Genomic DNA, 14,027 nt, shown 5'->3' with positions numbered 1-14,027 from the left:
GGTGGGAGCAACTGACTTGCACCGCTTTTTTGTAGGAGCGGCCTTGTGTCGCGAATGGGGTGCGCAGCGCCCCCAGGATCTCGATTACACCGCAAGATCGCTGGGGCCGCTTTGCGGCCCTTTCGCGACACAAGGCCGCTCCTACAGGATTTATGCGAGCCACCAGGTGGTGGCCTTGCCGGCGATCAAGGCGACGCTGAACGCAAGCCGCCCGCGGATATCCCTTCCGCGGGCGGTTCAGGTGTGTTCACGGTCTCAGGTGGGACGGTCGCTACTGATGGCTGACCCAATACACTGCGGTGACCACCACCAGCACGATCAGGCACAGGATCGCCCAGGCGTCGACACTGCTGTCAGCTTTGCGGACCTTGGTAGAGTTTCCCATTGCATTGCCTCTTGTAGTGGTTATGGGAATGCACTTCACAAGGCAGTTAAGTCGAGCAATGTCCTTCTCTCAAGCAAGGTTTTTCAGTAGTCGACGGGTGACGTGAGGAAGGGGTAGCGGTAACTCGAGGGTTGGCCTTCGGCGCTGTAGCGCTGAAAGTCGATGCCATGGTCGTCCTGCTCCAGCAGCTTGAGCCAGTGCCGGGCCTTGGCCGGGTCGATCTGTTGCAGCACCGGGACCTGGTGTTCGCGCTGGCCATCGCGGTCCAGCGCCAGGCCTTCGGCGTCATCGTGCAGCATCACCATGGCCCAGCCACCCAAGGTGAAATGCCCGCCCATCAGCACGCTCAAACGCCCTTCGATACGTGCGCGCAGCGCCTCCGGGGAGCTGTTGACCGCACTGAACAGCACCTCGCGCCCCGGTACCTTGCCGGCCTCTTCAAAGGCCCGCATGGCGCCAAAAGCCATCTGGTCATTGGCCGACCACACCAGCCTGGTCTCGGGGTAGCGCTCCAGCAGCACCTGCGCCTGTTCGTAGGCCCGCTGGCGGCTCCAGCCGCCATACACCACCTGGCGCAGGCGCACCTGGGGGAAGTCCGCCAGCGCACGGCGCATGCCCTGTTCGCGCAACTGCGAGGCCGGGGTGGTCTTGACCCCGGCGAAGGCCAGCAGGTCGACCGGCCCGGATGTGCGTGGCAGCTGCCCTACCATCGCCTTGAGCATCTGGAAGCCAGCTTCTTCATCATTGCTGGTGAGGGTGCCGAGCACCGGCGCGTACTTGTCCGGCTGCGCCTGGATGCTGCGGGCCTGGCTCGCGGTCAAGCCGTTGTTGACCAGGAACAGCTTGACCCCCGTGCCGCGGGTCAGGCGAATGATCTCCGGGGCGACGTACTGCTCGTTGACCAGCACCAGGTAGTCCGGCCGCTGCGGCCCGTGCAGCACGGCGCGGGCCTGGGTCAGCGCCAGGTCGGCGCGACGCTCGGTGTACTCCACGCGCAATTGCATGCCCAGGTCCGTGGCGGCGGCCTGCATCAGGCGTGAATAGTCGAGCCAGAAGGTCTCGTCGGAATGCCCCGGGTTGAGAAACACCACCGAGGCGGCCTGTGCGCCCGCTGCCAGTGGCAGGCTCAGGCACAGGCCCTGGCACAAGGCCTTGAGCATGCGGATACATCCCTGCGAAGCAAACGCCGGAGTATACCCCGGTGCAGGGTACATGCGGACAAATGGCAGTCAGTCTCACTTAGTCCAAATGGTTCTTTTCATATGCAAAAACATCACTTTAGCGCATAAACCCACTCTGCTATCGTGCCTTCGCTCCGACCCGGAGTGCGCGGCCGTGCGCGCGATTAGCTGCATGCAGCCTGAGACAGGACTTTTATGTACGTATACGACGAGTACGATCAGCGGATCATCGAGGACCGCGTCAAGCAGTTCCGTGATCAGACCCGCCGCTACCTGGCCGGTGAGCTGAGCGAAGAAGAATTCCGCCCTCTGCGCCTGCAGAACGGCCTCTATGTCCAACGCTTCGCCCCGATGCTGCGCGTCGCCGTGCCCTACGGCCAGCTGAACGCCACGCAGACCCGTATGCTGGCGAAGATCGCCCGCGACTACGACAAGGGCTACGCGCACATCAGTACCCGCCAGAACGTGCAGTACAACTGGCCGGCGCTGGAAGACATCCCGGAGATTCTCGCCGAGCTGGCCACCGTGCAGATGCACGCCATCCAGACCAGCGGCAACTGCCTGCGCAACGTCACCACCGACCAGTTCGCCGGTGTCGCCGCCGACGAGCTGGTGGACCCACGCCCGTGGTGCGAAATCGTCCGCCAGTGGACCACCTTCCACCCGGAATTCGCCTACCTGCCGCGCAAGTTCAAGATTGCCGTCAACGGTTCGAGCGACGACCGCGCCGCCATCGAAGTGCACGACATCGGCCTGGAGCCGGTGCGCAACGCCGCTGGCGAGCTGGGCTTCCGCGTGCTGGTCGGTGGCGGCCTGGGCCGTACCCCGGTGATCGGTGCGTTCATCAACGAGTTCCTTCCCTGGCAGGACCTGCTCAGCTACCTCGACGCCATCCTGCGCGTGTACAACCGTTACGGTCGCCGTGACAACAAGTACAAGGCTCGGATCAAGATCCTGGTCAAGGCCCTCACCCCCGAGGTGTTCGCCGAGAAGGTCGAAGCCGAGATGGCCCACCTGCGCGGCGGCAGCACCACGCTGACCGAGGCCGAAGTGCAGCGCGTGGCACGCCACTTCATCGACCCCGAGTACCTGGCGCTGGACAACGTCGACTACAGCGCGCTGGATGCCGAGCACCCAGGCTTCGCCCGCTGGCGTTCGCGCAACACCCGTGCACACAAGAAGCCTGGCTATGTTGCCGTGACGCTGTCGCTCAAGCCCACCGGCGTCGCCCCGGGCGACCTGACCGACAAGCAGCTCGACGCCGTCGCCGACTTCGCCGAGCGCTACAGCTTCGGCTACCTGCGCACCTCCCACGAGCAGAACATCATCCTCGCCGACGTCGAGCAGCGTCAGTTGCACGCCCTGTGGCTGGAACTGCGCGAGCAAGGCTTCGCCACCCCGAACATCGGCCTGCTGACCGACATCATCTGCTGCCCGGGCGGTGATTTCTGCTCGCTGGCCAACGCCAAGTCGATCCCGATCGCCGAGTCCATCCAGCGCCGTTTCGATGACCTGGACTACCTGTTCGACATCGGCGAGCTCGACCTGAACATCTCCGGTTGCATGAACGCCTGTGGTCACCACCATGTCGGCCACATCGGCATTCTCGGCGTGGACAAGAAGGGCGAGGAGTTCTACCAGGTGTCGCTGGGCGGCAACGCCGCGCGCGATGCCTCCCTCGGCAAGATCCTCGGCCCCTCGTTCGCCCAGGACGACATGGCCGACGTCATCGAGAAGCTGATCAGCGTGTATGTCGAGCGGCGCACCGAAGACGAGCGCTTCATCGACACCTACCAGCGGATCGGTATCGACCCCTTCAAGGAACGCGTCTATGCAGCGAATCATTAAGAACAACCAGATCGTCGACGAAACCTGGCACCTGCTGCCCAAGGACGTCTCGATCGACGAGTTGACCAACTGCGACGACTACATCGTGCCGCTGCAACTGTGGCGCGATCACCCCAGCCTGCTCAAGGCCCGCGACGGCGGCCTGGGCATCTGGCTGGACAGCGATGAGGAAGCCGAGGAAATCGGCGAGGACATCGAGCACTTCCAGGTCATCGCCCTGAACTTCCCGGCCTTCACCGACGGGCGCAACTACTCCAATGCGCGCCTGTTGCGTGACCGCTACCAGTTCAAGGGTGAGCTGCGCGCCATCGGCGACGTATTGCGCGACCAGCTGTTCTACATGGCCCGCTGCGGCTTCGACGCCTTCGCCATCCGTGCCGACAAGGACCCGGAAGACGCGCTGCAAAGCCTGAAGGACTTCTCGGTTACCTACCAAGGTGCCACCGACGAGCCGCTGCCGCTGTTCCGCCGCCGCTGATCGTCCCTGCTGCATCGACCGGCCCGCCCTTTGGCGGGCCGTTTCGTTTCTGGCTTTCGCCAGGCTCCTGCGCAACCCCGTGATCTTTTTGCTCAGGTTTCATGCTGGCACGCCGATAGCATTGGTGTACTCATTACTGCGCAAAGGACCGCGATGATGAACCCGATTACCTCCGCGCTGCGATTCACTCCCGCGTACAGCAACCCCTCCCCTCTGCAGGGCGTCAGCCTGCGTCAGGCGCCAGGCGTCGTCGCCCCCCAGAGCACCCAGGTCAATCTCGGCCTGGACACCCGTGTCGCCGATGCCGAGACCTACTCCGCCAGGGGTACGCTGGGCTCACCGCAGGCCCGCTATCTGTGGCAGCAGGAAAACACCGACAAGTTGAGCATGCACATGCTCGGCAGCATCAAGGGCAGCACGATCGGCGCACGCTTCCAGGGGCTCGGCGCGGCCTTGATGGAGCAGTTGGTGGCCAATGGCGGCCAGCGCGTGTCGCAATCGGCGCTGCTGGTTGGCGAGAACAGCCAGCCCGACGCCCTGATGCTGGGCTTGCATCAGTCGCGGCTGCGCGAGTTCGCCAGCAACAGCGTGACCCTGAACCTCACCACCGCCTCCGGCGCCACCGTCACCCTCGGCCTGTACAGTGGCGAACAGGGGATGGCGGTCGATGCCCAAGTGCAAAACGGCACCCTGGACGCCGCCCAACTCAAGGGCCTGGCCGACCTGGCCGATGGTTTCCAGGCGGTCATCAACGGCCTGAACCAGGATACGCCGCGCCTGCAGTTGGACGGCCTGCTCAAGCTCGACCAGAGCCTGTTCAGTGGCATGCAGATGACGGCCAAGCTCGACCAGATCAGCGGCGGCCAACAGACCTTCGACCTGCGCCTGGACGAAACCACCCGCGCCGTCAGCCTGCAAGGCCCCAATGGCGACCTGCGCCTGGACCTCGACACCCAGGGCGGCGCCCTGCTCGGCAGCACGGCCCAACGCCAGGCAGCACTCAGCAACTACCTGGCCCAGTTCGACGCCGCACAGGAGCGCGGCAAGGGCGACGCGCAGATGATGACGCTGTTCAAGGATGCCTTCAGCCAGCTCAACCGAGTGGACGACACCAGCCCGCGCCCGGCCGGGCACGGCACGCTGGTCAATACCTTCAGCCGCTCGTTGCTCACCGGGCTGGCCGACTTCAACGCCTCGCTCACCCAGACCACCTCGCGCCCGAACGCGCAGAAGCCCGAGGAAGAGGACCGCTTCGCCTACCAGGTGTCGCAGTCGACCAGCAGCCAGGGCCAGGGCAACTCCATCGCCCGCGAGCAACGCCAGCAGGCTAGCCTCGACGCTGCCTGGCACAGCCGCCTCGACTCGTCGGCGCGGCTCACGGGGGGCGTGGATACCGACAACTACCGCTACCACGTGCTGCGCGAGCAGGCCAGCAGCACCACGCGGCTGGCGATCGTCGAGGGCGACCTGACCGAAGCGAAGGTCAGCCAGGAAGCCAGCAGCACCAAGCGCGTGCTGACGGTCCGCGACGGCGTCTTGCAGTCCGATGTCAGCACCCCGCGCTCGGCCAGCAAGTCCCGCGACCTGATGAACCTGCTCGACCAGTTGCTCAAGCAGGAAGAGAAGGCCCGCCGCGATGGCCGCGAATCGACCCTCGAACAGCAACTGGCCGGCCACCGCCAACAGTGGCTGCTACAGACCGATCCTGCGCTGATCTAATGCTAGGGCTGCCTGCTGGCGCAGGCAGCCCCGCATTCAACCGCCAGTCCCTTGCCCCACCAACACCCCCTCGACCTGCTGCCCGTAGAGGTTGACGCCGTCATTGGCATGGAACTTCAACCGGGTCTTCTCGATCGAGCCCTCCACCAGCCGCGGATCCTGCGGTCGCTCGTGCCGGTTGATCCACGCGGCCACGTCCCAGGCCTGCTGGTCGCTGAGGCTGCCAGGCTTGCCCAGGGGCATGTTGTACTTGATGAACGAGGCCGCGGTGTTGATGCGGTGCATGCCAGCGCCCCAGTTGTACGAATCCTTGCCCCACAGTGGCGGCATCACGTATTCGCCGGCGACCTGCTGCCCTTCGCCATTGTCGCCGTGGCAGATCGCGCACTGCTCGCGGTACACCTGCTGGCCACGCTTGAAGTCATAGCCACCGGCCGGCTGGGCGACCTCGGGGTAGCCGCGCCCGGCGATCTCCACACCTGTCGGGGCCTGGGTCGACAGCCAGTAGGCGTAAACGCTGAGCGCAGTCATCTGCGGGCTGTCGGCCGCTGGCGGCTTGCCGTTCATGCTGAACTGGAAACAGCCCTGGATGCGCTCGGCGAAGGTATTCACCTTGTCATTCTTCTTGCGATAGGCCGGGTACATTGGGTAGGCGCCCCACAGTGGCGCGGAGTGGGCCATACGGCCCTGGTCGAGGTGGCAGTTGCTGCAGTTCAGGCCGTTGCCCACGGCGTCTGGCATCAACCGGCGGGTATCGACGAACAGCGCATGCCCCTCGCGGACCATCCTGCCGTAGGCGTTGTCGGGGATGGCGCTCTCGGCGGGTGGCGCGAACTGCGGCGCGGCCTGGGCGCCCGGCACCTTGAGTTGAGACTGGTCTTCCATGGCGATCGGCGCGGCCTGGGCATTGCCCAAGGTCAGTAACAGCAGGGTCGGGATCAGGGTGTTCATGGCTTGGCCTCCTGGCTGCCCTGCTGGGCGAAGTATTCGGCAATCGCCTTGACCTCGGCGTCGGTCATGGCCTTGGCCACGTTGACCATCAGCTGGTTGGGGTCATTGCGCCGGCTGCCATCGCGCCAGGCATTGAGCTGGGCTGCCAGATAGGTGGCTGGCTGGCCAGCCAGGGGTGGGAAGTGCTCACCGACACCGCTACCGCCCGGGCCATGGCACTGCACGCAACCTGGGATCTGCCGGCTCCAGTCGCCGTACAGTGCCAGGCGTGTCGTTGCGTCCGGGGCGATCTGCTGCCGGCGCAGGTCGGGCGCGCCATCGGCGGCAAGCGTGGCCAGGTAGTGGCTGACGGCGTCGATTTCCGCATCGTCCAATGCCTTGGCCAGCGGCTCCATCACCGCCTGGCGACGGTCGCCCTCGCGGAAATCCCGTAGCTGCTTGGCGAGATAGCCGGCGGGCAAACCGGCCAGCCGCGGAAAACCGGCGGCGGCAATGCCTTTGCCATCCGGCCCATGGCAGCCCAGGCAAGCCATGGCGGCGGGGTTCTGCCCGCCCTGGGTGAAGATCTTCTGACCGTCGACGGCATGCGCCGAGGGCCAGGCCAGGATCAGCAGGCCGCCGATCAAGACACGACTCAAGGGTTTCATCACGGATGCTCCATTTCCTTGTTATAAGCTTAGGCTCAAACGACATAAGCCCCAGAAATACTAGGGCCAATCCCCGGTATGCGACAACGTGCCGCCGGGAAGGAAACAGGCAATCCGCCCGCTAATCGCTCATTTACTGCGCTGGATCAAGCACCGGAGATGCACTCGGTCGCAGCCGTGCGCACATCGCCCAGGCGCAACGGGAAGTTGTTCAGCCGCTCGTAGACCTTGATCGAGCTGCCACTGCCGCGCTTGTCGATATCCAGTAACGCTGCGGGGCCGGCGCCGGCCGACAGCTTCTGTGGCACGATCAGGCGCAGGCCATGGTCGCCCAGGGCTTGTTCCTGCAAGGGATCGCGGCTGTCGTCGAGCCTGTGCTTGACGCAATCGGCGTACTCACGCGGCGACTTGCCGGACATCACATCCATCGTTGCATGGGATTGCTCCAGCTCCGTCACGCTGACGCAGCCCCCCAACACCAGCGGCAACGCCGCTACCAGCCATTTCATGCCCGCCATCTCCTCACTGCAAAGTCATCCTCTGACCACAGCCGGGCGGATTTGCTCCGCGCTCTGGCAGAAATATCACCACCCGCCGCCGCCGGTGCTCAAGTCCAAGACCACATCGTGATATCGTTCGCCTTTGCTGAACCAATCCTTGCGGAGCACCCCATGAAATTCGTACACCAGCGCGAGCACCTGAACGAGGACGACATCGTCGTCATCGAGTGCTCCCAGCGCTGCAACATCCGCCTGATGAACGACGCCAACTTCCGCAGCTTCAAGAATGGCGGCCGGCACACCTACCACGGTGGCCACTTCGAGCGTTTCCCAGCCAAGATCACCGTGCCCAGCACCGGTTTCTGGAACATCACCATCGACACGGTGACCACGCGCCCGATCTCGGTGACGCGCAAGCCGACCCTGACCCACAAGATCAAGATCATTCGCCGCTCCTCGTCGAAACTCGGATAACAGCATGACCCAGACCATCAAGTACGTGATCAAGTACAAGCTCGACGGCCAGCGCCGCTGGGATTTCGCCCAACTGCCCGACGACTCGCTGGAGCAAGCCCAGCAAGCGCTGCGCAAGATCCACGGCGATGACGCCGACAAGATCAGCGATATCCAGGTCAGCAAGGCCCTGTAAACCCGCCGCACTCAAGGAGTCGCCCATGAGCACCTGGCAAGACCGCCGCATCCTCGATCTGCTGAACATCGACGTGCCGATTCTGCAGGCGCCCATGGCCGGCGCCAGCGGCTCGGCCATGGCCATTGCCGTAGGCAATGCCGGCGGCCTGGGCGCCCTGCCCTGCGCCATGCTCACCGGCGAACAGCTGCGCGCCGAGATCGCGGCCTTTCGCGCCGATTGCCAAGGCCCGCTCAACCTGAACTTCTTCTGCCACCAGCCACCCGCGCCCGACCCCGAGCGCGATAACCGCTGGAAGCAGGCGCTCAAACCCTACTACGACGAAGTCGGTGCCGACTTCCACGCGCCCACGCCGGTGTCCAATCGCGCGCCGTTCGACGAGCTCAGCTGCCAGCTGGTGGAGGAACTGCGCCCGGAAGTGGTCAGTTTCCACTTCGGCCTGCCTGCGCCGCACTTGCAGCAGCGGGTCAAGGCCAGCGGCGCCAAGGTACTGTCCAGCGCCACCACGGTCGAAGAAGCGGTGTGGCTGGAGCAGCATGGCTGCGACGCGATCATCGCCATGGGCTATGAAGCCGGCGGTCATCGCGGCATGTTCCTCAGCGACGATATCACCAGCCAGATCGGCACCTTCGCCCTGGTGCCGCAGATTGCCGACGCCGTGAAAGTGCCGGTGATCGCCGCCGGCGGCATCGCCGACCACCGCGGCCTGGTCGCCGCGCTCGCCCTGGGCGCCTCGGCGGTGCAGATTGGCACCGCCTACCTGTTCTGCCCAGAGGCGAAAGTCTCCGCCGCCCACCGCCACGCCCTGGACAGCGCCCCGGCCAGCGATACCGCGCTGACCAACCTGTTCACCGGGCGCCCGGCCCGCGGCATCAACAACCGCATCATGCGCGAGCTGGGGCCGATGAGCGCCCTTGCCCCGCGCTTCCCCCTGGCCGGCGGTGCCTTGATGCCGCTGCGGGCGATCACCGAGGCACAAGGCCGCCCTGACTTCAGCAACCTGTGGTCGGGCCAAGCGCTGCGCCTTGGACGACCAATGCCAGCCGGCGAGTTGACGCGGGCCATCGCCGACAAGGCATTGAAAAAGTTGACTTAACGTTCAAGAAATTGTCCTATCCGCTCTTCCCGACGGATGGCTTATCGCTATATAGTCAACCACATAACGATAACCCACTCTCCGTAGGAGCCGTCTGCATGCGTATTCGTCTGTCCCACCTGGCCGTCAGCGCCCTGGCCAGCCTGATTTTCGTCAACAGTGCCCTGGCCGATGAAGTCCAGGTCGCCGTGGCGGCCAACTTCACCGCACCTATCCAGGCCATTGCCAAGGACTTCGAGAAGGACACCGGCCACAAGCTGGTGGCCGCCTACGGTGCCACCGGCCAGTTCTACGCGCAGATCAAGAACGGTGCGCCATTCGAAGTGTTCCTCGCCGCCGACGACAGCACCCCGGCCAAGCTGGAGCAGGAAAAGCAGATCGTCCCCGGCTCGCGCTTCACCTACGCCATCGGCACCCTGGCGCTGTGGTCGGCCAAGCCTGGGTATGTCGACGCCAAGGGCGAGGTGTTGAAGAATAACGACTTCAAGCACCTGTCCATCGCCAACCCGAAAGCCGCGCCCTACGGCCTGGCCGCCACACAGGTGCTGGACAAGCTGAAGCTGACCGAAGCCACCAAGGCCAAGATCGTCGAAGGCCAGAACATCACCCAGGCCTTCCAGTTCGTCTCCACCGGCAATGCCGAACTGGGCTTCGTCGCCCTGTCGCAGATCTACAAGGATGGCAAGGTCAGCGAAGGCTCGGCGTGGATCGTGCCGGCCGAGCTGCACGAGCCGATTCGCCAGGACGCGGTCATCCTCGAAAAAGGCAAGGACAACCCGGCAGCCAAGGCACTGGTTGACTACCTCAAAGGCCCGAAGGCTGCTGCGGTGATCAAGTCCTACGGTTATGAAATCTGATGCCGCTGGACGCCAGTGACCTGGGTGCGATCTGGCTGACCTTCAAACTGGCCAGCCTGACCACCGTCATCCTCCTGCTGGTGGGCACGCCCATCGCCTGGTGGCTGGCGCGCACCCGCTCCTGGCTGCGTGGGCCGATTGGCGCGGTGGTGGCCTTGCCATTGGTGCTGCCACCGACGGTGATCGGTTTCTACCTGTTGCTGGCCCTCGGCCCGCACGGCTGGATCGGCCAGGCCACCCAGGCCCTGGGCCTGGGCAGCGTGGTGTTCAGCTTCACCGGCCTGGTGATCGGCTCGGTGGTGTATTCCATGCCGTTCGTGGTGCAGCCGCTGCAGAACGCCTTCAGCGCCATCGGCCAGCGCCCGCTGGAGGTGGCCGCGACATTGCGCGCCAGCCCTTGGGACACCTTCGTGCATGTGGTGCTGCCCTTGGCCAGGCCTGGCTTCATCACCGCCAGCATCCTTGGCTTTGCCCACACCGTGGGCGAGTTCGGCGTGGTGCTGATGATCGGTGGCAATATCCCCGACAAGACCCGCGTGGTTTCAGTACAGATCTTCGATCACGTCGAGGCCATGGAATACGCGCAGGCCCACTGGCTGGCCGGGGCCATGCTGGTGTTCTCCTTCCTGGTGCTGCTGATGCTCTACGCCGGCCGCCGCGACAAAGGTGGCTGGAGCTGAGATGAGCCGATCGATTCAAGCGCGCCTGAAGCTCAAACGCGACGACTTCACCCTGGATGTCGACCTGCAATTGCCAGGGCGTGGCATCAGTGCGTTGTTCGGCCACTCCGGCTCCGGCAAGACCTCCTGCCTGCGTTGCCTTGCCGGGCTGGAGCGTGCCGACAGCGCCTATATCGAGGTCAATGGCGAGGTCTGGGAGGACAGCGCGCGCGGTCACTTCATCGCCCCGCACAAACGTCCGGTGGGGTATGTGTTCCAGGAGGCCAGCCTGTTCCCGCACTTGTCGGTACGCGGCAACCTGGAATTCGGCTGGCGCCGCATCGCCCCCAGCCAGCGCAAGATCGGCCAGGAGCAAGCCTGCCAGTTGCTGGGTATCGGCCACCTGCTCGAGCGCAAGCCCACCACCTTGTCCGGCGGCGAGGCGCAGCGGGTCGGCATCGCCCGGGCATTGCTCAGCAGCCCGCGCCTGCTGTTGATGGACGAACCGCTGGCGGCACTGGACAGCGCGCGCAAGCGCGAGATTCTGCCCTACCTCGAACGCCTGCACGACGAACTGGACATCCCGCTGATCTACGTCAGCCATGCACAGGACGAAGTGGCGCGCCTGGCTGACCACCTGGTACTGCTGGAACAGGGCAAAGCCCTGGCCAGCGGGCCGATCGGCCAGACCCTGGCCCGCCTGGACCTGTCCCTGGCCCAGAGCGAGGATGCCGGCGTGGTGCTCGAAGGCGTGGTGGTCGGCCACGACCCGCACTACCAACTGTTCGACCTGCGCCTGCCCGGCGGCGAAGGTCCGTTGCTGCGCATCGCCCACCCTGCCCTGCACATGGGCAGCACCCTGCGGCTCAAGGTACAGGCCAGGGATGTGAGCCTGGCAGCGGGCATCGACAGCGCCTCGAGCATCCTCAATCGCCTGCCGGTGCAGGTGCGCGAGTGCCGCCCGGCGGACAACCCGGCACACATGCTGGTCAGCCTGGATGCCGGCGGCAACGCCTTGCTGGCGCGTATCACCCGCTACTCGGCGGAGCAGCTCGACGTGCGCCCTGGGCAGCAGTTGTGGGCGCAGATCAAGGCGGTGGCGCTGCTCGGCTGAGCAACCTGCGGCTGTCAGCTGTCCATAGCAGCATGACCGCCCGTTGGAGCGTGCCGATGTCCGACTGCCCACTGCCTGAGTCGCTGCATTATGTCGACGACACCCAGCCCGGCCTGAGCCGACGCCGTCGGGGCGAACGTTTCCATTACTACGATGCCCAGGGCCTGCGGGTGCGCGATGCCGAGACCTTGGCGCGTATCAAAGCCCTGGTGATCCCCCCGGCCTACACCGAGGTGTGGATCTGCGCTGATCCGCACGGCCACCTGCAAGCCACCGGCCGCGATGCCCGGGGGCGCAAGCAGTATCGCTATCACGCGCAATGGCGCGAGCTGCGCGATGGGCACAAGTACGGGCGCATGCTGGCCTTCGCCGAAACCCTGCCGCGCTTGCGTCGGCAACTGGAGGCGCACCTGGCACGGCCGGGGCTGGACCGGGAAAAAGTCATGGCGCTGGTGATAAGCCTGCTCGACCATACGCTGATTCGTATCGGCAACCGCCAGTACCTGCGCGACAACCGCTCCTACGGGTTGACCACGCTGAGGAACCGCCATGTGCACGTCCGCGGGAGCAGCATCCGCTTTCAGTTTCGCGGCAAGCGTGGCGTGGAACATGACGTGACCGTGCGCGACAGGCGCTTGGCCAATCTGCTCAAGCGCTGCATGGAGTTGCCCGGCCAGGCGCTGTTCCAGTACCTCGACGCCGACGGCCAGCGCCACGGCATCGGCTCAACCGAAATCAACCAGTTCCTCCAGCAGTTGACCGGCGCCGACTTCACCGCCAAGGACTATCGCACCTGGGCCGGCAGCAGCCTGGCGCTGAGCCTGCTCAGGCCGCTGCCCTGGGAGCCGGACCACGAGGCCCGGCGCCAGCTCGCCGGCATCGTGCGCCAGGTCGCCACGCGCTTGGGCAATACCCCGGCCGTGTGCCGGCGCTGCTATATCCACCCGGCCTTGCTGGAGCATTTCCAGTGCGGGCGCTTGGCCGAACTACCTCGCGCACGCCAGCGCAAGGGGCTGGAAGCCGAGGAAGTGGCCTTGCTCAACTTCCTGCGCACCCTGGACGATCATTGAGATGAACTATTTCACTTATCAAACAAGGAAATTTCCCATATCGCGCCAACCACCCTATCCTTGCCACCGAGCACCTTCGCCAGCACCGACAGCACGTGGCTGCAGGCACCTGCAACTAGAGATACAGAGAAATTTCCGCCAAGGGAATTACTCTGCGCCGAAAGCGTCTTTAATGAGAAGGAAGAGGGACAAGCTCCCACCGTTGTGGTAAATGACCCGGCGGTTTTTTCTATACCAAGGAGAACTACATGCTGATACTCACCCGCAAGGTCGGCGAAAGCATCGTGATCAACGATGACATCAAAGTCACCATTCTGGGCGTCAAGGGGATGCAAGTGAGGATCGGCATCGATGCACCGAAGGATGTCCAGGTGCACCGTGAAGAGATTTTCAAACGGATCCAGGCAGGCAACCCGGCCCCGGAGAAAGACAACGAGCAACACTGACGACACACGCATCAAGCCGCACGGACGCGCCTGATCGACTGCCCGCCGACGCGGGGTGCCCTCATTGGCCTCAAGTGCCCAGCAGTTCGCGCACCTTGGCGATCATTCTGTCCATGTCGAACGGTTTGTCGAATACCGCAGCGAACAGCTCCGGACGGCCTTGGCTGGCCTGCGCTCCACTCATGAGGATCACCGGCAGGTCCGGTAACAGCAGTTCTTCGCGGATCGCCCGCACCAGCTCTTCGCCGTTCTTCAGCGGCATCATGTAGTCGGTGATCACCAGTTCCACGCGTTTTTCTTTCAGGGCTTCCAACGCCTTGACCCCGTTGCTGGCCTTCTCCACCAGGTACCCTTCGTCTTCCAGGGCAAAACCCAGGATATCGGCTATGAGGTACTCGTCATCGACGATCAGGATAGTGTTCATCGC

At 64.6% G+C, this 14,027-nt stretch carries 16 protein-coding genes; 11 read left to right on the top strand and 5 right to left on the bottom strand.

The genetic code is table 11. The features are described from left to right. Positions 1–468: 468 nt before the first annotated feature. Positions 469–1,545, bottom strand: a complete 1,077-nt coding sequence (locus tag IX761_RS04780; RefSeq protein ID WP_194788483.1) for an ABC transporter substrate-binding protein — start codon at positions 1,543–1,545, stop codon at positions 469–471. Positions 1,546–1,761: 216 nt separating this feature from the next. Between IX761_RS04780 and IX761_RS04775 the strand changes: the two genes are divergently transcribed. From IX761_RS04775 to IX761_RS04765, 3 genes are all read left to right on the top strand, one after another. Then, on the top strand, positions 1,762–3,414 hold the full coding sequence (locus IX761_RS04775) for a nitrite/sulfite reductase (protein ID WP_194788482.1): 1,653 nt from the start codon (positions 1,762–1,764) through the stop codon (positions 3,412–3,414). Next, positions 3,398–3,892, top strand: coding sequence for a DUF934 domain-containing protein (locus tag IX761_RS04770; RefSeq protein ID WP_194788481.1), 495 nt, complete (start codon positions 3,398–3,400; stop codon positions 3,890–3,892). Before IX761_RS04775 ends, IX761_RS04770 begins: the two co-directional genes overlap by 17 nt. 156 nt (positions 3,893–4,048) lie before the next feature. Next, positions 4,049–5,611: a hypothetical protein gene (locus IX761_RS04765; protein ID WP_194788480.1), complete on the top strand. Its 1,563-nt coding sequence runs from the start codon at positions 4,049–4,051 to the stop codon at positions 5,609–5,611. 36 nt (positions 5,612–5,647) lie between these two features. On the opposite strand, the gene IX761_RS04760 is transcribed toward IX761_RS04765, so the two are convergent. The 3 genes from IX761_RS04760 to IX761_RS04750 form a co-directional block, all read right to left on the bottom strand. Then, positions 5,648–6,562, bottom strand: coding sequence for a c-type cytochrome (locus IX761_RS04760; RefSeq protein ID WP_194788479.1), 915 nt, complete (start codon positions 6,560–6,562; stop codon positions 5,648–5,650). Further along, positions 6,559–7,209: a c-type cytochrome gene (locus tag IX761_RS04755; protein ID WP_194788478.1), complete on the bottom strand. Its 651-nt coding sequence runs from the start codon at positions 7,207–7,209 to the stop codon at positions 6,559–6,561. The genes IX761_RS04760 and IX761_RS04755 overlap by 4 nt, the downstream gene beginning before the upstream one ends. Positions 7,210–7,355: 146 nt before the next feature. Next, entirely contained in the window at positions 7,356–7,718 is a 363-nt protein-coding gene (locus tag IX761_RS04750) for a hypothetical protein (RefSeq protein WP_194788477.1), read from the bottom strand. A 162-nt stretch (positions 7,719–7,880) separates the two neighbouring features. Here IX761_RS04750 and IX761_RS04745 point away from each other — a divergent pair, with 162 nt between their 5' ends. The 8 genes from IX761_RS04745 to csrA all read left to right on the top strand — a co-directional run bounded on the left by IX761_RS04745 (position 7,881) and on the right by csrA (position 13,600). Next, positions 7,881–8,183 (top strand): DUF1883 domain-containing protein, encoded by a 303-nt coding sequence (locus tag IX761_RS04745; protein ID WP_008090281.1) that lies wholly within the window; start codon positions 7,881–7,883, stop codon positions 8,181–8,183. A 4-nt stretch (positions 8,184–8,187) separates the two neighbouring features. Beyond that, positions 8,188–8,358, top strand: a complete 171-nt coding sequence (locus IX761_RS04740) for a hypothetical protein (RefSeq protein ID WP_194788476.1) — start codon at positions 8,188–8,190, stop codon at positions 8,356–8,358. A 25-nt stretch (positions 8,359–8,383) separates the two neighbouring features. Next, positions 8,384–9,454 carry an NAD(P)H-dependent flavin oxidoreductase gene (locus IX761_RS04735; RefSeq protein ID WP_194788475.1) on the top strand — a complete coding sequence of 357 codons (1,071 nt, stop codon included), beginning with the start codon at positions 8,384–8,386 and terminating at the stop codon, positions 9,452–9,454. Positions 9,455–9,552: 98 nt separating this feature from the next. After that, complete coding sequence (gene modA, locus IX761_RS04730; protein WP_194788474.1) at positions 9,553–10,311, top strand: molybdate ABC transporter substrate-binding protein; 759 nt, start codon at positions 9,553–9,555, stop codon at positions 10,309–10,311. Continuing rightward, the gene (modB, locus tag IX761_RS04725) at positions 10,311–10,991 is read left to right on the top strand and encodes a molybdate ABC transporter permease subunit (RefSeq protein WP_194788473.1); all 681 of its coding nucleotides are present in this window, start codon (positions 10,311–10,313) and stop codon (positions 10,989–10,991) included. Before modA ends, modB begins: the two co-directional genes overlap by 1 nt. Before the next feature lies 1 nt (position 10,992). Then, entirely contained in the window at positions 10,993–12,084 is a 1,092-nt protein-coding gene (gene modC, locus IX761_RS04720) for a molybdenum ABC transporter ATP-binding protein (RefSeq protein WP_194788472.1), read from the top strand. A 56-nt stretch (positions 12,085–12,140) separates the two neighbouring features. Further along, positions 12,141–13,154, top strand: coding sequence for a DNA topoisomerase IB (locus tag IX761_RS04715; RefSeq protein WP_194788471.1), 1,014 nt, complete (start codon positions 12,141–12,143; stop codon positions 13,152–13,154). A 248-nt stretch (positions 13,155–13,402) separates the two neighbouring features. Next, positions 13,403–13,600, top strand: a complete 198-nt coding sequence (gene csrA, locus IX761_RS04710; protein ID WP_194788470.1) for a carbon storage regulator CsrA — start codon at positions 13,403–13,405, stop codon at positions 13,598–13,600. 70 nt (positions 13,601–13,670) lie between these two features. Here csrA and IX761_RS04705 read toward each other — a convergent pair whose 3' ends face one another. After that, a complete protein-coding gene (locus tag IX761_RS04705) occupies positions 13,671–14,024 on the bottom strand; it encodes a response regulator (protein WP_194788469.1) in 354 nt (117 codons plus the stop codon). Positions 14,025–14,027: the final 3 nt, after the last annotated feature.

It is taken from the genome of Pseudomonas sp. UFMG81 (assembly GCF_015354575.1).
Lineage (GTDB): Bacteria > Pseudomonadota > Gammaproteobacteria > Pseudomonadales > Pseudomonadaceae > Aquipseudomonas.
The sequence above is the reverse complement of the archived record's forward strand: the minus strand, read 5'-3'. Positions and strand labels throughout refer to the sequence as shown.